This window comes from Brevibacterium sp. CSND-B09 (genome assembly GCF_052906525.1).
Map to the genome: position 1 here is coordinate 2,484,903 of NZ_JBREGI010000001.1, position 19,555 is coordinate 2,504,457.

A 19,555-nucleotide genomic window follows, 5' to 3' on the forward strand; every position below is an offset into this window, starting at 1 on the left:
TCAGCGTTCCCTGACTGCGGTGGAATCGGTCGAACCGGATGTTGCGGTTCCGTCGGTGTGGATATTGCCCGCGGCCACCTCGGTGGCGTGATCGGCATCGAGGAGTCGGCCGTAGCGTTCGATCTCGATCTCTTCGAGGGTCTTGTTCTGGGTGTTCGGGGCCCAGATCATGCCGATGAGCAGGGCGGCGACGAGGAGTCCGACGATGAGGAATCCGACGCCGTGGATGCCGGTCTTCTCGAGCATGAGAGGGAACCACAGGGACAGGACGCCGACCATGACGCGCACGATCATGAACATGAAGCCCTGTGCTGAGGCACGGTAGCGGGTGGCGAAGAGCTCGGCTGCCCACAGCCCGTAGAAGGCCTGAGCGCCCAGTCCGGACGAGATGCCCCAGCCGATGGCGAAGACGAGGAGGGAGAACCAACCGGCCGGTCCCCAGATGAGCACGGCCCAGGCGATGACGCCGAGTCCGGCGCCGAAGCCGTAGAGCCAGCGGCGGGAGACCTTGTCGCCGTAGCGCATGAAGCCGAAGAAGGTTGCGGCGCTGGTCAGACCCCAGACGAGGACCTGCAGCAGGTATTGGGAGCGGGCGTCGGTGAGTCCGGTGGCCTCGTAGATGCGGGGCTGGAAGATTCCGGCCTGACCGGCCACCGTGTTCCACAGGCCGTAGACGCCGATGAGGAAGAGGAGTGCTGTGATGTTCTTCTTCTTGGTGAACATCTCGAAGATTCCGCGGTAGGTGCCCACGGTGTTCGGGTTGGCCTGCTTCTTCGTCCAGCGACGCGATTCGCTCAGTCCGCGGCGGACCCACCAGGTGATGAAGGCGATGACGAAGAGGTGGGCGAAGATGATGCGGGAGCCGAGCAGACCCATCGGTTCGAGCAGGGCGGCAAGGAGGAAGCCGATCATCGGCCCGATCGACCAGGCCAACTGGGCCACACCGACATGGCCGGCCCTACGGCCGTCGGGGGCTTCCTCGGCGATATAGGTCCATGCGGCGGTGACACCGGCACCGACGGCGATGCCTGTGAGGACGAAGCCGATGAGCAGCGAGGCGAAGTTGAACGCGAAGATCGCGAACAGCGTGCCGAACATGTACAGGAGCAGGTCGTAGGTGTAGATGAACTTCCGGCCGTAGCGGTCACAGAGCGGACCGCCGATGGCTGCACCGATCGCAGCACCGAAGGCGTTGGCACTCAGTGCACTGAGCAGGCCGACGGCCATGCTGTCGAGGCCGAATTCCGTCTGCCACAGGCTGATGCTCGTGGCGATCGCGATGATCGAACCGGCTTCGATGTAGTTCGACATAGCCACGGCGACCGTGGCCTTCCATTTGGACGACGTCGTTGTGTCCTTCATAGGTTCCTCCAGGATGGCTCGGTGATCGCGACTTCGCGAATCCGCCGGGTGAGATGAAGTGATTGAAACGTTTCAATATTGTTGCTCGGAACACTAGCATGTCGTTCGGGTCACATCAAGACGGCCGTTGGCGGTTGTGGAAGTTGGGGTGGGAGCGGCGGCCGGAATGACGGTGCGTCAGGCACAATGAGACATGCCTGCCCGCGAAATTGCGGAGTGCCGCGGAGCGGATAACGGACGGCACAGCGCAGGTGACGTAAGTACAACGGATGACAGAGGGAGACTCATGGCGAAAGTGAGCATGCGCGAAGTCGCCGACCGCGCAGGAGTCTCGGTCGGCACGGTCTCCCATGTCGTCAACGGTTCGTCGAAGGTCGCCGAGGCGACGGCGGCGAAGGTCAACGCCGCGATCGAGGAGCTTGGTTTCGTTCGCAATGCCGCGGCCAGGCAGCTGCGATCTGGGCACAGCAGCAGTTTGGGCCTCGTCGTCCTCGACACCGCGAACCCGTTCTTCGCGTCTGTTGCGCACGGGGCCAGACAAGCCTGCGACGAGGCAGGACTTTCACTGCTCATCGGAGACTCGGGGACCGATGAGGCCCGGGAATCGAAATATGTCGACCTCTTCGCCGAACAGAGAGTGAACGGTCTGCTCGTCACCCCGACTGGCTCAGACCTGTCCGGGCTCGAATCGATTGCGTCCAGAGGCACGCCCGTCATGCTCGTCGACCGTGACTCGAACGGCTACGCCCTGTCGTCAGTGACCGTGGACAATATCGCCGGAGGGCGGTTGGCACTCGACCACATCATCGCCGGTGGCTGCACGAGACCAGCGTTCATCGGCGGACAGCAGTCGCTGCCGCAGGTCGCCGACCGTTTGACCGGAGCGCGAGAACGAGCCGGTCAAGCAGGACTCGAGTTGCCGGTCTTCGACACCGCCGAACTCACCATCCTCGCCGGACGGGACGCGGGGGAGAAGGTCGTCGCGCTGCCCGACGATCAGCGGCCCGACGCGGTCTTCTGCGCCAATGATCTGTTGGCGGTCGGATTCATGCAGGCAGTCATCATGTTCAGCGATCTGCGGATCCCCGAGGACATCGCGATCGTCGGCTACGACGATATCGACTATGCGTTCTCAACGATCGTGCCCTTGACTTCCGTGCGGCAGCCGGCGGAACTGCTCGGACGCACGGCGGTGGAGGCACTCCTGCAGGAGAACGCATTGGCCTCGGATGAACATCACGACCGCCAGTTCACCCCGGAACTCGTGGTGCGGGGGTCGACCAGGCCGGTGTGAAGCTCAGTTGAATTGACCAAACACCTCGGCGGGGTCAAGGCCGAAGCTCAGCGCCAGGTTGAGCACGATGCGGGCCTTGCGAGCGTCGAGGATTCCCGCGGAGATGAGCCCGGAATCGAGCAGGCCGATCTCGCCGCCCGGATAGCCGTAGGTGCGGTGCAGGCTCGCACCCGAACCGGTACGTGAGGCCAGCACCACGGGCATCCTCTCGGCCAGTCGGGCCACGGCGGGCATCAGATCCTCGGGGACGTGACCGCCGCCGACTCCGGAGACCACGGCTCCGGCGAACCCGGACCCGTCGATGAGATCAAGGGTCTCTTCCGGTTCGCCCATCCCCACCTCGGCGAGGGCGACCTTGCTCAGTTGAGACGGACGGGGAAGTCCGGCGAACGGTGATTTCGGAGCCTGGGGCGCGTGGGGGAGGTGAAGGTCGTCCTCGCTCAACCAGCCGATCGCGCCGAGGATGGGCCCGGAGGAGAACGCGGCCGTCGAGGTCGTGTGCGACTTCGTTACGAACCTCGGATCGTGGACTTCGTCGTTGAAGACCAATGATGACGGCAGATCGCTGACCTTGTCGGACAGAGCAGTGAGCGCGGCGGAACGGACGTTGGCCGGTCCGTCGGCGCCGGGCAAGGTCGGATTGCGCATGGCCCCGGTGACAGAGATATGCGTGCCCGAGTCATTGAGCAGCCAGAGCCCGAACGCGGATTCCTCGAGGGTGTCGGTGCCTTGGGTGAGGACGATTCCATCGGCCGCGGATGAGCGGGCGAGCTCGACGACGTCGAAGAGCATCTCGAGGGTGACATTCGCGCTCGAAACCTGAGCAACCTGAGTGAAATCAGCCTGCAGATCCGGCCAGACCTGATCGAGTCCGGCAGCCGCAGCGATCTCCGCGCCGCTGAGCGCTGGAGCAACCCCGCCTGCAGCGTTGGCGGTCGATGCAATGGTCCCGCCGAGAGCGGCCAAGAGCAGGTGAGGGGCGGTGCGTGGTGGAGTCTCAGGCATGATTCGAGTCTAACGTCAGTTCCTACGTCAGTGGCCTTTGCTAGTCTCCACGCATGGACCCCGCCACCGTGCTCCGCTTGGCCAACGACCAAGCCATGCAGTACCCCTCGGTCGAGCTCGACCACCCATTCGGACCGGACAATGCCGTGTACAAAGTGCGCGGAAAGATGTTCATGATGGCATACGAACTGCGGGGAGTTCCGAGCCTCAACCTCAAGATCGATCCCCTCGACGGTGAGGTGCTGCGCGACGCCTATGCGGAGATCTCACCCGGCTATCACATGAACAAGAAGCACTGGATCACCGTCGCAGGGGATGGAGGCGATGACGGCGGCGAACCCGGCGCCGCAACTGCCGGCGATCGTCTCGATCCCGATCTTCTCCACGACCTCGTGCTCGAGTCCTATTGTCTTGTCGTGGCCAAGATGCCCAAGAAGGACCGACCTGTTGACCCTGACACCTTCGGAGGGAGGAACGACAGCCGTTGACCTCACCCGACTCGCGAATTGGCGCGCACCCGCCTAGGCGCAGAGAATAGTTCCTATGTCCGCCCTGTCATCCGCGCTCGCCTACCGGCGACTGCTCGAATCGAATGCCACCCTGCGCATGCTCCGGGCCGACAACCTCGCTGTCATGGCCGGAACCCTCGACGCTCATCTCGGCAAGCCCGGCACCAGGATGAACACCGAGGATCTGCACGAAAGCATCGATGCCGACCTCGAGGAGCTGCGCGACCACTTCGACCTCTCGCTGCGGACAGCGAAGGCCTACTGCGATGACTGGCGTCGCGCCGAAATCCTCGTCCGCCGTCCCGCCACCGCCGCCAGAGGCGAAACCTACGAACTCTCCGCCGCCAGCTTCGATGCCATCCGCATGCTCGAGCAGCTGCGCACCCCACCACAGACCGCCACCGAATCCCGGCTGGTCAGCCTCGCCCAATCCGTGCGACAGCTGGCCATCGACACCGACCCGGACAGCTCTCGCCGCCTCGCCTCCTTACGCGCCGAACGCGACCGCATCGACGCCGAGATCGCCCGGGTCCGCCGCGGCGATCCGCGCTCCGTCGTCCTCGACAGGCGGCGAGCCAACGAACGCGTCTCCGACATCCTCCAGCAAGCGCAGGGACTGCCCGCCGACTTCGCCCGCGTGCGCGCCCGCTTCGAAGAACTCAATCAGGAACTGCGGGTCTCGATCCTCGCCGCCGAGGACTCCCAGTCCCAAGTGCTCGACGAAGTGTTCCGCGGCGTCGACCTCATCGAGTCCTCTGACGAAGGTCGGACGTTCTCGGCGTTCTCCGCCCTCGTCCGCGACCCCGAACAGTCCGCGGCCTTCGACGACGACATCGCCGCCATCCTCGACCGGGACTTCTCCGCCACCCTCTCTCTGGCCACCCGCCGTTCCCTGCGCACCCTGATGCGCCAGATGAAGGACGGGTCCCACGAGGTTTCGGACATCCTCACCGAGTTCGCCCGTGGCCTGCGCCGCTACGTCCACTCCCACGAATTCCAACGCGACCGCGTCATGCGCACTCTCCTCCAGGAGGGTCTCGCCGCGGCCGCGCCCGTGTCGCAGGAACTCAAACCCTACGACGAGATCGGCATCGACCTCGAACTCTCCAGCGTCTCACTCGGCAGCGTCGGCGAGGTCATCCTCCACGACCCCGAGGAGTTCGACGCCGGAGCGGAACTCGGCGAGGCCACGGACTCCGAGATCGACTTCGCCGAACTCATCGCAGTCGCCCGCGAATCCGAAATCGACTTCGCCGAACTCACCGAGAACATCAACTCCGTCGTCACTTCCGCCCACGAAGCCTCCGTCGCGGAGGTGCTCGAAACCTTCCCCGCCACACAGGGACTGGCCAGCGTCGTCGGCCTGTTGTCCCTGGCCAGCACCTATGGCCACGTCGATGTCGGCAACCGCGAAATCCTCACCTGGGCCGGCGTCGACGGCATCGTCCGCACCGCCGCGATCCGCCGCCACTACTTCACCGAAGGCATCACCCTATGAGCCCCACCCACCACGACAACGACACAGCCCCCGCCGAGGTGAGGGCCGCCTCGGCGATGGAATCCACCGACTCCGCAGACGACCTCAGCCACAACCCCAGCGGTCTGTGGTCCGGTGACACCGGAACGCTGGGAGAGCGCACTCGCCGAGTGCTGCTCGAACTGCTCAAAGGGCCGTATGTGTCCGGGACGCAGGCCCCGCAGCTGTGGGCAGCCCTCGTCGCGGACGAGAGCCTCGTCCGTTCGCGCCTGCACGATCTGTTCCTCGACCTCGTCATCGACCGGGTCGACGAATTCGCATTCACCCGCAAGATCGTCACCGACGAGATCGACGCGCCCGCCGCGGTGCGCAGCGAACGACTCACCTTCCTCGACACGGCAATGCTGCTGGTGCTCCGGCAACTGCTGTTGGCCGCGCCGGGGGAGAAGCGCGTCATCGTCGATCGCGAAGAGGTCTATGAACGACTCGCGATCTACCGCACAGGGGACGAATCGACCTTCCAACGCAATCTCAACGGCGCGTGGTCGCGGATGAGCAACCGCCTGCGCGTGCTCCACAAAGCCGGTGAAGACCGCTTCGAGATCTCTCCCATGGTGAAGTTCCTCATCGACGAGGACCGCGTGCGCGAGCTCATCGCCGTCTACGAACGCATCGCCGCCGGTGAGACCGATGCCGGTGAGATCCATGACGGCAAGTCTGATGACGGCGGGGACTCCATCGCCGAGACGGTCGTCGACAACACCGACACCGACGCATCCGATGCCGATACCGATGCCGATACCGACATCGACGCCGACACCGAGGAGGACGACGCGTGACCGAGGCACTCTTCCCGCTCGACGCGGCGTTCGTCGCCGACCAGGCGCGTGCTCGCGGAGCGAACCGGCCCGACGTCGGCAGTCAGTGGCGCCTGAGCGAGATCCAGATCGCGAACTGGGGCACCTTCGACGCCGACATCCACCGCATCCCCGTCTCTCACAAGGGCCACCTCATCACCGGGCCCTCGGGCTCGGGCAAGTCCTCCCTCCTCGACGGAATCGCCGCAGTACTCACCCCGGACAAGTGGCTGCGCTTCAACGTCGCCGCTCAGACCGCGGGCGCTCGCCTCGACCAGCGCAGCCTCGTCAGCTACGTCCGCGGGGCCTGGACTCGCACCGCGGATTCCGAAGAGGACCGGGTCGTCAGCAAATATCTGCGCCCGCGCGCCACCTGGAGCGGAATCATCCTCCGCTACGACAACGGCAGCGACAAGCCCTTGTCGTTGGCCCGACTCTTCTTCATCAAGGGTTCGGGCACGAAAACGACGGACCTCTCCGACGCTTGTGTCCTCGAGCGCGCGGACCTCGACCTCTCCGACCTGCAGCACTATGCGCGCTCCGGACTCGAGACCCGCAAACTCAAGGCCGACCATCCTGATGCGGTGGTCACCTCGAACGGCCACCACGGGAAGTTCTATGCACGGATGCGCAAGACCTTCGGCATGGCCGACGAGTCCGCACTCCAGCTGCTGCACAAGACACAATCGGCGAAGAGCCTGGACAGCCTCGACCGGCTCTTCCGAGACCATATGCTCGAAAGTCCGGTGACCTTCGACCTCGCCGAGACTGCCGTCGCACAGTTCGGTGACCTCAAGGACGCTCATGACCATGTCGTCGAACTGCGCAAACAGCGCGATCATCTGCTGCAGCTGCGCGAAGCCGCCTCCCGTTTCGAGACTGCCAACGACATCGCCGCGAAGTCGATCGCGCTCAGCGAAGCTCTGCTGCCGTACCAGAAGCGGCGCGAGCTCGATATCCTCCGCGCCGACCTTTCGGCGCTGACCAGGCAGATCGTCGAACTCGAAGTCACCGCCGACCGCGCCAAACGTGACTTCGACGCCGCAGTCGACGAATACGACTTGGCCCGACGGGCCACTTTGGAACTCGGTGGTTCCGAGGCCGAACACCTTCAGCAGCGCATCGACACCGCTGAAACCGAACGCCGCGCCATCGCCGAACGTTGGTCTGGGCTGGCTCGCCAGCTTGAGCAGGCCGGCATCGAGCACGCCCCGACCACGGCCGCCGAATTCGCCGAACTGCTGGCTCAGATCGCCTCCAACCTCGACGACGACACGCAGGTCGCCGGACCCAGCCACGCCGATCACGACCGGTTCTCCCAGGCGCGGGCGAAGGTCCGCGAACTCGAAGGGGAGATCGAATCCCTGCGGCGGTCCGGATCGACCGTGCCGAACAACCTCATGACGATCAGATCCGAGCTCGCCGCCGGCACCGGACTGAGCGAGAAGGCGCTGCCGTTCGCGGCCGAACTCATCGAAGTCGACCCCGACGAGGCCCGGTGGACGGGTGCCATCGAGAGGGTGCTGCGGCCCATGGCACTGACCGTCCTCGTCCGTTCTGAGAACCTCTCGGCCGTGCGCACCTGGGTGGATTCCCACCGCATCCGCGGACGCCTCGTCTTCGAGGAGATCCCGCGTTCAGTGCCGAGCCCCCGCCCCGTGGGCAGTGAGAAGTCGCTGGTCAACAAGGTGAATGTCAGCGACACCGGTTTCGGCGACTGGGTCCGGACCACCTTGTCCGAACGCTTCGACTTCGCCTGTGTCGACCACCCGGACGAACTCGACGACCATCCGCGCGCCGTCACCGTCAAGGGCCAGGTCAAGACCTCACGCACCCGGTACGAGAAGGACGACCGGCGGGCCATCGACGATCGCAGCCAATGGGTCCTCGGCGACCGCGAAGCGAAACTCGAAGCCCTTGTCGAATCCCTCAAGGAGGCTCAGTCGGAACTGGCCGCGGCCGAACAGGTGGTCGCGGCGGCTGACGCCGAAACCGCACAGGCCCACCGTCGCCGCGGCATCCTCGCCGGTATTCGCGAACAGTCCTGGCGCGACGTCGACCGAGACGGAGCGGCCGAGAAGGTCGCGACTCTCGAGCGGCAGCTGGCCGAACTCGAAGATGCCGACGGCGACCTGCAGCAGGCGATCGGCGCCGAACGCGAAGCCAAGGCGGTCAAGGACGCGGCCGAGACAGCGAAGAACGAAGCCGACTATGCCCTTCGCCGGGCGAACGAGGAATCGACGGGTCTGCGCTCGAACCTGACCCGGATCGAGGACGACGTCAACTCAGGTCGGGTGGCGGAAGTCGAGGGCCACCTCGGCGAACAATTGGACGAACGGTTCCGGAAGATCCAACGCAGCATCAAGCGGGAGAACCTCGCCGAGGTGGGCCAGCAGGTCTCGCAGGTGTTGCAGGAGGAGAAGGACCGGGCGCAAGCCGATGCAAGTCGGTCGGGGCAGTCCGTGACACGGTTGGCTGCCGAGTTCAAGGCCGCATGGCCATCGGTATCGTCCCAGCTCACGGCGGAAGTCGATGATCGGCGCGCCTACCTGTCGATGCTCGATGAGATCCTCGCGCACGGCTTGCCCGATCATGAGAACCGTTTCCGGGATCTGCTGCAGCAGCGGTCCCGGGATCTCATCGGCGAACTCCTCAACGAGATCCATGCCGCCCCGCGTGAGATCGAGGATCGGGTCGCGCCGATCAATTCGTCCCTTCTGCGGTCGCAGTTCGACGAGGACCGGTACCTGCGGCTGAAGGTCAAGACCCGGCGGTCCGAGACCGTCAACGCCTTCATCGCCGATCTCCGCCTCGTGGCGAGCGGCAGCTGGGGTGAGGACGATATGGAGACTGCGGAGAGGAAGTACGACACCCTCGCCGAGGTGATGCGCCGATTCTCATCCAGCGAGCACGTCGACAAGGTCTGGAAGACTCAGTGCCTGGACACACGCCTGCACGTGAGCTTCCTCGCCGAGGAGATCGACGACCATGGTCGTGCACATGCCACCTACGATTCGGGTGCGGCGATGTCCGGTGGTCAGCAGCAGAAGCTCGTGATCTTCTGCCTGGCGGCAGCGCTGCGCTATCAGCTCGCCGACCCGGATGAGGCGATCTCGAAGTACGGCACGATCATCCTCGACGAGGCCTTCGACAAAGCGGATACGCGGTATACGCGTATGGCCTTGGACATCTTCATCGAGTTCGGCTTCCACATGGTGCTGGCGACTCCGCAGAAGCTGCTGCAGACGATCGAACCCTATGTGGGTGCGGCGACCTCGATCGAGAATCCGAGTCGGCAGAAGACCCTGACCTCGACGATGGTGTGGGACGAGACGGAGCTGGACGGGGCTGGAGCTGAGTCGGTCTCGGAGTCAGTATCGGAGTCGGAGTCAGTCGCTGGCGCTGGCGAAGAATCGAGCGGCGCCGGAGCGGCCACGGAAGCTGAGGGATCGGACGGTGCCGGTGGGGCAGGTGGGTCTGAGAAAGCGGACGGCTCCGACAGCATCCGTGTGGCCGGTGAAGTCGAGCTTGAGTTCGAGGAGTCGGACGCCCGATGACGATGCTCTCCGTCGCCGAGGCTCGGACGAAGGCACGTGCTCGCCTGAGTTCGTCCATGGCCTCGTGGGCGGCGGAGGCAACAGGCGAGGTGCGTGTTGAGATCGCCCTCAAACCGCCGACGGAACAGCAGGTGCTCTCCGATCAGGCTGCTGCCGCCGACTGGGCCGGCAGTTGGCGGGCGGTCCGGGAGGTTGCGGGGGCAGCCGCGGGCGCACCTGCAGAGCTCGAGATCGATTGGGAAGAGCGCAGCTGGGTCCGCGTCGGCAGTCAACGCGTTCCGGTCCGACTGCGACTGCTGACCCCTGATGCAGCGGCCGCTTTCGTCGGCGGCGACACCGCTCGAGAATGGCGGAGGCTGCGAGATCGTGCCGTCAGCATCCGGCAGCGACTCGGGTCCGTATCGAACGGCATCGCGGCGACTCGCGACGCGGACGCGGAGGTCAGCTCGGACGGGGGCTCCCTTGCCGCGGCGATACGTTCCCAGTCGAAACGGATCCTCTCCTTGTCCGACGCTGCGTTCGTTACTGTCATCGACGTCGTCGACTGGCTGTGCACCCATCCGCTCGGATCGCTGCGACCCAGGCAGCTGCCCATCCGCGGGGTGGACTCGAAGTGGTTCGAGACCCACCGCAGTCTTGTCACTGCCCTGCTCGGAGGGATCGGCCATGCTGATGCGGTGACCGTCCTCGACGCCGAACCGCGACTGCGGCTGCGTATGCTCGACGGGACCTTGATCGGCTCCGTGGATCATGAGGTCACCGTCGATCGCACCTCGGTCAGAGCAGCCGCCGCGTCCCTCGACGATGTGACCGCTCCGATCTCCCAACTCGGTCGACTGCCCATATCGCCGAGGCTGGTCTTCGTCTTCGAGAACCTCGAATCCGTGCTCGCCATGCCGGATTGGCCGGGTGCCGTGGCCGTACACGGTTCCGGCTATGCCGTCGACGGGGTCGCTCGATTGGACTGGATCGCGGGTGCGCGCGTGATCTATTGGGGCGACCTCGACTCCCATGGTTTCGCGATCCTCAACCGCCTGCGCAGCCACCTGCCGGAGGTCGAATCCGTGCTCATGGACGAAGCAACTCTGCTCGCGCACCAGGATCTCTGGGTGCCGGAACCGAAGCCGAGCACCGGCACTTTCGCGCATCTCACCGGCACCGAGGCACGTGCCCTCGAACGACTAAGTGCTGAAGGAAGCGTCCGGCTCGAACAGGAACGCATCCCGTGGGATACGGCTCTGCACCGGCTGCGGACCGCGGCCGCAGCGGAGACGCGGAGCCACCTCGGCGAAGGATCGGGACGTGGCGTGGAAACGGAGCACCGCCTCGGCGAGGGCCTCGATGACGACCGATAAACCCCGCGGGGGACTGGCCGCGCTGTGCGTTGCCGAACTCGTCTGCTGGGGCCTGCTCTACTACTCTCTGCCGGTGGCGGTCACCCCGATCTCTGACGATATGGGGTGGAGCCACACGACGGTGACGGCGGCGCTGACAGTCGGGCTCATCGTCTCAGCGCTCATGGGGCCCAGCGTCGGGCGGATGCTCGACCGGCACGGTCCGCAGCTGATCATGGGCGCGGGCACGGCCATCGGGGTCGTCGCCCTCGGACTTGTCGCGATCGCGCCGAACCTCTTCGTGTTCTTCGCCGCTTGGATCCTCGCCGGATTCGCCCAGGCAGCGACGCTCTACCCACCAGCTTTCGCCGTCATCACCCGCTGGTACGGGGCGGAGCGGACGAAGCCCCTGACGACGATCACGCTCGTCGGCGGGCTCGCCTCGACGGTCTTCGCCCCGATCATCGCCTGGCTCATCGACAGCCTCGGCTGGCGGGGAACCTATGGCGTGCTCGCCGGGCTGCTCGTCATCCTGGCACTGCCGATGCACCTGTTCTTCCTCAACCGGACCTGGACCGACGAGGCGGCCGCATCCACAGTGAAGCTCAGCCGGGCCGAACTGCGCCAAGTCACCGGCCACCCGCGCTTCATCACCCTGCAGATCGCCGTCGCGACCGCAACGTTCACCCTGTTCGCGGTGACGATCAATATCATCCCGCTCATCATCGAACGCGGTGCCGACTACAGTCTGGCGGCCATCGCCCTCGGCCTCGTCGGCTTCGGTCAGGTTGCCGGACGATTCGGCTACCCGAGCCTGGAACGGCACACGTCGACACGGGCGCGGACGGTCATCCTCTTCGCCTCGGGCGCCGTCGGACTGTGGCTGCTCGCCCTGGTTCCCGGCCCGATCTGGCTGCTCATCGGCATCGCCATGCTCGGCGGCGGCGTGCGCGGCTGCATGACATTGCTGCAGGCCACGGCGGTCTCCGACCGGTGGGGAACGAAGAACTTCGGGGCCGTCAACGGCGTCTTCGTCGCTCCGATCACCGCGGGCACGGCGCTCGCACCGGTCGCCGGCCCCGCGTTGGCCGGGGTGCTCGGCGGGTACCCGATGATGGCGGTGGCCATGGCCGGGCTGCTCACGCTGGCGACCCTGCTGTCGGCGCGGACGTGAGGGGAGCCTCGGTGAGGGGCACGCTCTACGGGCAGAGAAACGTGTAAAGAAATCGGCGATTTTTTTACACGTTTCATGAACGTGGAAAACTGCTTTACACATCAATAGTGAGCGAATACCGGCCAAGTGAGGGCCGCCTCGGCGAGGATATTCCCGCACTGGAGGGTGAGGAATCGGACAGCCGCCCTGGTGGACTTCGGGACTAGACTGAAAGCGCGGTCAAGGCCCCAAACGTGGGGCCGCCCCCTGCCGGGGCTGTGAATGCACCCCGGTGCCATGGTTCAACGGAAGGAAGTCAATGCCCACCGTCGCCAGAAACATCGTCGATACCCTCGTCGCGAGCGGAGTCAAGCGCGTCTACGGCATCCCGGGAGACTCGCTCAACGGATTCACCGATGCCCTCCGCGTGAACCCGCAGCTCGAATGGGTTCACGTTCGCCACGAGGAGGCCGCTTCCTTCGCCGCCAGCGGCGAGGCCGCCCTGACCGGTGAGCTCGCGGTCTGCGCCGGCAGCTGCGGACCCGGCAACCTCCACCTCATCAACGGACTCTTCGACGCCCAGCGTTCGCGAGTTCCCGTGCTGGCCATCGCCGCACAGATCCCCAGCGACGAAATCGGCTCGAACTACTTCCAGGAGACCCACCCGACCGAGCTTTTCCGCGATTGCAGCGTCTACGTCGAGAACGTCTCCTCGGCTGAGCAGATGCCCCGCCTGCTGCGCATCGCCATGCGAGAAGCCATCGAGAAGCGCGGCGTGGCCGTGCTCGTCATCCCCGGTGACGTCGGCCTGGCCGACATCGATGCCGCCGCAGAGGAGGTCCGGGCCTATCCGTCGCACATGATTCCCGCGGAGTCCCAGGTCGAGGCCGCGGCCAAGGCGCTCAACAAGGGCAAGAAGACGACGATCCTCGCTGGTGCAGGCACCGAGGGCGCCCATGATGAGCTGCTCGCCATCGCCGAGAAGCTCCAGGCCCCGATCGTCCATACGATGCGCGGCAAGGAATTCGTCGAACCCGACAATCCCTACGACGTAGGCATGACCGGTCTGCTCGGATTCTCCTCCGGCTACGCCGCGCTCAAGGACTGCGACACTCTGCTCATGCTCGGCACCGACCTGCCCTACCAGCAGTTCTACCCCGAGGATGCGACCGTCATCCAAGTCGATGTGCGCGGGTCCCAGATAGGCAGGCGCACGAAGGTCGACATTCCGCTTGTCGGAACGGTCGCCGACACCGTCGAGGCGCTGCTGCCGAAGATCAAGGCCAACCGCAGCAGCACGCATCTGAAGTCCCTGACCAAGCACTATCAGAGGACGCGCAAGGACCTCGACGAGCTGGCCACACCATCGAAGCGGACGATCCACCCGCAGTACCTGACCCGGCTCCTCGACGAGATGGCCGATGACGACGCCGTCTTCATTCCCGACGTCGGATCACCCGTGGTGTGGGCGGCCCGCTACCTGACGATGAACGGCAAGCGCCGCCTCATCGGATCCTTCAGCCACGGATCGATGGCCAACGCCCTGTCCCAGAGCGTCGGCGTGCAGTCGGCGTTCGAGGACCGGCAGACCATCGCGCTCGCCGGTGACGGCGGACTGGCCATGCTGCTCGGTGAGCTCATCACGCTCACGCAGAACAAGCTGCCGGTCAAGACGGTCGTGTACAACAACTCCTCGCTCAACTTCGTCGAGCTCGAGATGAAGGCGGCCGGTTTCGTCACCTTCGGTACGGACCTCGACAATCCCGACTTCTCCACCATCGCCGAGGCGGTCGGGATCAAGGGATTCCGCGTCGAGAAGTCCAAGGACCTGCCAAAGGTCGTCAAAGAATTCCTCGCCTACCCGGGACCCGCGGTCCTCGACGTCGTCACCGAACGCCAGGAGCTGTCGATGCCGCCGTCGATCACCGTCGAGCAGGCCAAGGGCTTCGCGCTCTACGCCATCCGCACGGTGCTCTCGGGCAAGGGCGACGAACTCATCGATCTCGCCCGGACGAACATCCGTCAGCTCTTCTGAGCTGAGTCAGGTTGCGGGGACTGCGGCGCCGGCGCAACCTGCCGCACAGCACGATAAGTGTGCGCAGATTGCCACTTGGGACACCCAAACGGGCAATCTGCGCACACTTATCTGTGGGGAAGCAGGTTCTGCGGTCCGATCGGTCTGAGGAAGCCGAGGTCGGCCGACCCGCTCGCCCGAGGAGGCCCCGCCACTCAGCCCTGCTCAGATCTGAGGGTACGGCGCCAGGGCCTGAGCTGTGACGAGGGCGGCGGTCATCGCCTCATGTCCCTTGTCCTCGACCGAGCCCTCGAGCCCGGCACGGTCGAGTCCCTGCTGTTCGGTGTCGCAGGTCAGGACGCCGAATCCGACCGGCTTGCCGGAGTCGATGGCGACCCGGTTGAGGCCGTCGGTGGCGGCTTGGCAGACGTAGTCGAAGTGCGGGGTGCCGCCGCGGATGACCACACCGAGGGCGACGACCGCGTCGAAGTGCGGTGCCAGGCGGGCCGCGGCGACGGGCAGTTCGAAGCTGCCGGGCACGCGGACGAGCGTGGCTTCGGCTCCGGCCTCGGCGGCGGCGCGCTGGGCCCCGTCGACGAGCCCGTCCATGATCTGGGTGTGCCAGGAGGCGGCGACGATGGCGACGCGCAGGTCAGCGGCGTCGACGGTGAGTTCTGGTGCTCCGGAATGAGCCATGATTGTGTCCTTTGTTCGAAGGCTCCGCAGAGCCTGGTTCGTGTCTGTGTGGGGCCGAGATTCAGCTGGCGACGGCCCCGGCGGTGCCCGCGCCAGTGCCGGATGTGCCCGTGACCTCCGGCAGCGAGAGCACATGGTGCATGCGTTCGCGCTTCGTGGCCAGGTAGTGCGTGTTCTCTGGCCGCGCCGCGACCTCGAGCGGAACCACAGCGTCGACCGTGATGCCCAGCTCTTCGAGAGCCGAGGTCTTCGCCGGGTTGTTCGTGAGCAGGCGGATGCGAGTCAACCCGAGCGAGCGCAGGATTGTCGCCGCGGCACGGTAGTCGCGGGCGTCGTCGGTGAACCCGAGGTCCCGGTTCGCATCCACGGTGTCCCGCCCCTGATCCTGCAGGGCGTACGCGCGCAGCTTGTTGCTCAGCCCGATTCCGCGACCCTCGTGCCCGGTCAGGTAGAGCACCGCCCCGCCGTGTTCGGCGATGAGGCCGAGCGCCAGGTCGAGCTGCTCACCGCAGTCACACCGGTGCGAACCGAAGACATCCCCGGTCAGGCACTCCGAATGCAGCCGCACGAGAGGTGCCGGACCCGCTGAGTCGGAATCCGGGGACCCCGCAAACACGCCGAGGTGGTCATGCCCGTTGATCGTGAACGCGCGGGCCCGCAGGCTGCCGTGCTCCGACGGCAGAGCCACCTCCGCGGTCGCCTCAACCGACTCGTCCCCACCAGGGGCACCGGCGATGTTCACCGAGGCGGCCGCCTCAGTGCGGGAATCGTCCGAAGGCGAAGACACGGACGCCGCGGAGTCGTTGGACTCATCCGCGTCACGCAGCTCGAGGTAGGCGATGAGCTGTTCGATCGAGACCATGACGAGGTCGTGGGCGTCGGCGAAGTCGCGCACCGCGTCGAAGCGCATCATCGAACCGTCGTCGTGGACCACCTCGGCGATCATCGCCACCGGCTGAGCACCGGCCAGGCGCGCGAACTCGACTCCGGCCTCGGTGTGACCTGGACGTTCGCGGACCCCGCCGTCCTTGGCGATGAGCGGGAAGATGTGGCCGGGCCGCGAGATCGCAGTCGGATCCGGACCGGCGGCGGCGAGGACTCGACCGGTCTCGGCGCGTTCGGCGGCGCTGATGCCCGTGGTCACCCCGACCGCATCGCAGCTGACCGTGTAGGCGGTGCCCTTCGGATCCTCGTTGTCGGTGACCATCGGCGGCAGACGCAGGGACGCGGCTCGGTCGGCTGTCATGGGTGCGCAGATGACGCCCGAGGTGTGCCGGACGAAGAAGCCCATCGTCGTGGGATCGGCGAACTCGGCGGCCATGATGAGGTCACCCTCGTTCTCCCGGTCCTCATCATCGACGACGAGGATGGGTCGGCCGGCGGCGACGGCTGCGATGGCCGCATCGATGGGATCGAGGCGGCTGGCGTGGGCGATGGGATCAGTCATGATCGACTCCTTGCTGGGTGCTGTTCGAAAGCGATGAGTCCGCCGAGGCGGGGCTCGAGTGAGTGGGGACCGCGTCGGCGGCGCCGCCATCGGTGCGGAAGGACAGGAGGCGTGCGGTGTACTTCGCGAGCACGTCGACCTCGACGTTGACGGCCGCGCCTACCGGCAGCTCGCCGAACGTCGTGTGTGCCAGGGTGGCTGGAATGAGGCCGACCTCCACCCACGCCGAGGGTGCGCTCGGTTCGGACACGGCCGTCAGCGTCAGCGACACACCATTGAGCGCGATCGACCCCTTGATCGCGGTCAGCGGTGCGAGGTCGTTCGGGATCCCGATGCGCAGGGTCGACCAGTCGGGTCGGTCGATGCGGTTGAGGAGTTCGCCGCGTCCGTCGACGTGTCCTTGGACGACATGCCCGTCGAAGCGCCCCGAGGCGGGCGTGCAGCGTTCCAGGTTGACGCGGTCGCCCGTGGCCAAGGAGCCGAGCCCGGTCAGGCGCAGGGTCTCGCCCATGACCTCGGCGGTGAATAGGCCGGGACGCTGCTCGGTGGGCTGCCTCGTCGAAGTCAGGCAGACTCCGTTGACGGACAGCGAGCCGCCGAGGTCGAGGTCGGCGACGAGGGGGCCGGCGTCGATGGTGATCGCGGCCGAATCGTTCGTGTGCTCGATGGACTCGACGGTGCCGAGTTCTTCGATGATTCCGGTGAACATGTGACTCCTGATTCTTCAGGCGGTGGTCGGTGGTGGCTGGGGGAGTGCGGCGGCTACGTACCTGGTTCGGGAGAGCCGGTTTCGGCAGTTTCCGGATCCGCAGTTGTGAAGTGCAGCAGGAAGTCCGGGCCGAGCCGTGACACCGCCGGTGTCTCCGTGTCGTCGGGGATCAGCTGCAGCGCATCGGACAGCGTGCCGATGTCCAAGCCGTCGACGCTGCTGCGGCCGGGGCCGATGAGCAGCGGAGCCTGATAGCAGAAGACCTCGTCGACGACCCCTGCGGAGAAGAACGCGCCCAGCACCGTCGGCCCGCCTTCGACGAGGAGGTGGCGTACTCCGGCGGCGTACAGTTCGTCCAGGGCCGCACGGACATCGTGGGTGCGCAGCTGCAGAGTGTTCGGATTGAAGGCGAGAAACGATGTGACAGGCAGTTCCGAGGTGCCGAGCACGACGGGCCGCGGCTGGTCGTCGAGTGCGATTCCGTCCGGGCCCCGGGCATTGAGACGCGGATCGTCGGCCACGGCGGTGCCGGTGCCGACGAGGATGGCGTCGACTCGGGCCCGGACCTCGTGAGCGTGTGCGCGAGACTCCGCGGAGGTGATCCACTGACTGGTTCCATCGGCGGCGGCGACGGCCCCGTCGAGGCTCTGTGCGATCTTCGCCGAGACGAACGGGCGGGCCTCGGCCGTCGACCGGACCCAGCGGGCATTGAGAGCGCGGGAGTCGTCTTCGTGCAGTCCCGAACGGACCGTCAGCCCCGCCTCGGCGAGGGTCTTTCCACCGCCCGCGGCCAAGGGGTTCGGATCGGGGGCCGCGAAGACGACGGAGGGGATCGCAGCGTTGATGATCGCCTCGGTGCAGGGGCCGGTCCGGCCGTGGTGGGCGCAGGGCTCGAGCGTGACGAACAGCGTCGAGGTGGTCAGATCGATGTCGAGGTCGTGGGCGGTGGTGATCGCGTCCACCTCGGCGTGGGGCGTGCCCGCACCTCCGTGGTGACCGGTGACGATCTGCCCATCGGCTGTCAGGATTGCCGCGCCCACCAGCGGATTCGCTCCGCGAACTCCTTCGCGGGCCGCATTGAGGGCAGCGGTCATCGCCGCGGATTCGAGGTCCGTGAATTCCGCTGCGTCGCCTGGCTGCGCGCCCATGAAAAAACCTCCCGAGCCTTCGCCGGGAGGGAGGATATTGCGGGTGCAACCATCAGGGCGTCTCAGTCGCGTGCGACGGTGCGGTCGATTGCACCAGACACAGCGGCCGAGGCCACCATGCTCCTCCCATCCAGACTCTGACTGTCGGTTTCGGAATTTCACCGAATCAACCGCCTGCACGAATGCGAGCGGCTCGCGGACTATGACCGCCGGTACGGAATTTCACCGTCCCCGGAACATGTGAGGCCAGAGTAGCATGACCATCACCGAGGCGGCCGTGAGGTCCGTCACATGGTGACATCTGGGCGGGGTGGGAGCGGTTTTGCGTGCGGATGGGGTGGAGTGTCTCCGTGGTCCGGGCGGGCCGGCGTTCGCGAGCGACGGGAAGGCGCTCGCGGTGACCATGATTTGCCGAAATGCATAACCTGGGTATATAAATATGTTATGGATGATGTGGATTCGGCTGAACTCGTGTCGCGGCTCGTTGTCGTCTCGTCGCGCCTGACCAGAGCGTTTCGACGAGTGATCGGCAATGAGAACTCGCTGGCGGCGCTGCGTGCGCTCGCAGTCGTCGAGCAGTATCAGCCCGTACGGGTGGGCCATTTCGCGCAAGGATATCTGAGCTCTCAGCCCGCGGCGACGAAACTCCTCGCCAAACTCGAAGAAGCCGGACTCGTCGTGCGCGAACCCAGTCCCACGGACGGCCGGGCGTCGCAGTTCTCTCTCACCGAAGCCGGGCGGGCGAGGCTGGCGGAGAACCGGTCGATCATGATCGAGCAGATGCAGCCCTACTTCGAGTCGCTGAGCGTCGAGGAGAGGCAGAGCGTCGATCGTGCGCTCGGACTGGTCTCGGACTTCCTCAAGGACCGCCACCCGGTCGACGGCGTCGACGAACCCGCCGACGAATCGGACTCCGACTCGGCCGCGGGCTAGCCGCAGCACACACCTCAGTTTTTCAACCACGCTTCCGAATCGGACTTCGCAAGCGGAACG

At 65.9% G+C, this 19,555-nt stretch carries 15 protein-coding genes and 1 riboswitch; of the genes, 9 read left to right on the forward strand and 6 right to left on the reverse strand.

All coding sequences use genetic code 11. The features are described 5' to 3' along the window. Entirely contained in the window at positions 1–1,362 is a 1,362-nt protein-coding gene (locus tag ACU4IU_RS11110) for an MFS transporter (RefSeq protein WP_376904666.1), read from the reverse strand. Positions 1,363–1,648: 286 nt separating this feature from the next. Here ACU4IU_RS11110 and ACU4IU_RS11115 point away from each other — a divergent pair, with 286 nt between their 5' ends. Further along, positions 1,649–2,656: a LacI family DNA-binding transcriptional regulator gene (locus ACU4IU_RS11115; RefSeq protein WP_172171816.1), complete on the forward strand. Its 1,008-nt coding sequence runs from the start codon at positions 1,649–1,651 to the stop codon at positions 2,654–2,656. Positions 2,657–2,659: 3 nt separating this feature from the next. Here ACU4IU_RS11115 and ACU4IU_RS11120 read toward each other — a convergent pair whose 3' ends face one another. Beyond that, positions 2,660–3,661, reverse strand: a complete 1,002-nt coding sequence (locus ACU4IU_RS11120; RefSeq protein ID WP_446656746.1) for an asparaginase domain-containing protein — start codon at positions 3,659–3,661, stop codon at positions 2,660–2,662. A gap of 53 nt (positions 3,662–3,714) precedes the next feature. Between ACU4IU_RS11120 and ACU4IU_RS11125 the strand changes: the two genes are divergently transcribed. The 7 genes from ACU4IU_RS11125 (at position 3,715) to poxB (ending at position 14,583) form a co-directional block, all read left to right on the forward strand. Then, on the forward strand, positions 3,715–4,149 hold the full coding sequence (locus ACU4IU_RS11125; protein ID WP_376904669.1) for an MmcQ/YjbR family DNA-binding protein: 435 nt from the start codon (positions 3,715–3,717) through the stop codon (positions 4,147–4,149). Positions 4,150–4,204: 55 nt separating this feature from the next. Then, entirely contained in the window at positions 4,205–5,668 is a 1,464-nt protein-coding gene (locus ACU4IU_RS11130; protein WP_446656747.1) for a DUF3375 domain-containing protein, read from the forward strand. Further along, positions 5,665–6,486, forward strand: a complete 822-nt coding sequence (locus ACU4IU_RS11135) for a DUF4194 domain-containing protein (RefSeq protein WP_446656748.1) — start codon at positions 5,665–5,667, stop codon at positions 6,484–6,486. Before ACU4IU_RS11130 ends, ACU4IU_RS11135 begins: the two co-directional genes overlap by 4 nt. After that, on the forward strand, positions 6,483–10,061 hold the full coding sequence (locus tag ACU4IU_RS11140) for an ATP-binding protein (RefSeq protein WP_446656749.1): 3,579 nt from the start codon (positions 6,483–6,485) through the stop codon (positions 10,059–10,061). The genes ACU4IU_RS11135 and ACU4IU_RS11140 overlap by 4 nt, the downstream gene beginning before the upstream one ends. Next, complete coding sequence (locus ACU4IU_RS11145) at positions 10,058–11,416, forward strand: Wadjet anti-phage system protein JetD domain-containing protein (RefSeq protein ID WP_446656750.1); 1,359 nt, start codon at positions 10,058–10,060, stop codon at positions 11,414–11,416. Before ACU4IU_RS11140 ends, ACU4IU_RS11145 begins: the two co-directional genes overlap by 4 nt. After that, on the forward strand, positions 11,403–12,569 hold the full coding sequence (locus tag ACU4IU_RS11150) for an MFS transporter (protein ID WP_446656751.1): 1,167 nt from the start codon (positions 11,403–11,405) through the stop codon (positions 12,567–12,569). The genes ACU4IU_RS11145 and ACU4IU_RS11150 overlap by 14 nt, the downstream gene beginning before the upstream one ends. 298 nt (positions 12,570–12,867) lie before the next feature. Beyond that, positions 12,868–14,583, forward strand: coding sequence for a ubiquinone-dependent pyruvate dehydrogenase (poxB, locus tag ACU4IU_RS11155; RefSeq protein ID WP_446656752.1), 1,716 nt, complete (start codon positions 12,868–12,870; stop codon positions 14,581–14,583). 204 nt (positions 14,584–14,787) lie between these two features. Here poxB and ribH read toward each other — a convergent pair whose 3' ends face one another. From ribH to ribD, 4 genes are all read right to left on the reverse strand, one after another. Further along, positions 14,788–15,258 carry a 6,7-dimethyl-8-ribityllumazine synthase gene (ribH, locus tag ACU4IU_RS11160; RefSeq protein ID WP_139467895.1) on the reverse strand — a complete coding sequence of 157 codons (471 nt, stop codon included), beginning with the start codon at positions 15,256–15,258 and terminating at the stop codon, positions 14,788–14,790. Between the two features lie 61 nt (positions 15,259–15,319). Next, complete coding sequence (gene ribA, locus ACU4IU_RS11165) at positions 15,320–16,705, reverse strand: GTP cyclohydrolase II (RefSeq protein WP_420096135.1); 1,386 nt, start codon at positions 16,703–16,705, stop codon at positions 15,320–15,322. Further along, complete coding sequence (locus ACU4IU_RS11170) at positions 16,698–17,414, reverse strand: riboflavin synthase (RefSeq protein ID WP_139909204.1); 717 nt, start codon at positions 17,412–17,414, stop codon at positions 16,698–16,700. Before ACU4IU_RS11170 ends, ribA begins: the two co-directional genes overlap by 8 nt. A gap of 53 nt (positions 17,415–17,467) precedes the next feature. Next, on the reverse strand, positions 17,468–18,562 hold the full coding sequence (gene ribD / locus ACU4IU_RS11175) for a bifunctional diaminohydroxyphosphoribosylaminopyrimidine deaminase/5-amino-6-(5-phosphoribosylamino)uracil reductase RibD (RefSeq protein WP_446656753.1): 1,095 nt from the start codon (positions 18,560–18,562) through the stop codon (positions 17,468–17,470). 114 nt (positions 18,563–18,676) lie between these two features. Continuing rightward, a riboswitch (FMN riboswitch) is annotated at positions 18,677–18,805 on the reverse strand. A gap of 201 nt (positions 18,806–19,006) precedes the next feature. On the opposite strand from ribD, the gene ACU4IU_RS11180 reads away from it, so the two are divergent. Continuing rightward, positions 19,007–19,495: a MarR family winged helix-turn-helix transcriptional regulator gene (locus ACU4IU_RS11180; protein WP_139467898.1), complete on the forward strand. Its 489-nt coding sequence runs from the start codon at positions 19,007–19,009 to the stop codon at positions 19,493–19,495. Positions 19,496–19,555: the final 60 nt, after the last annotated feature.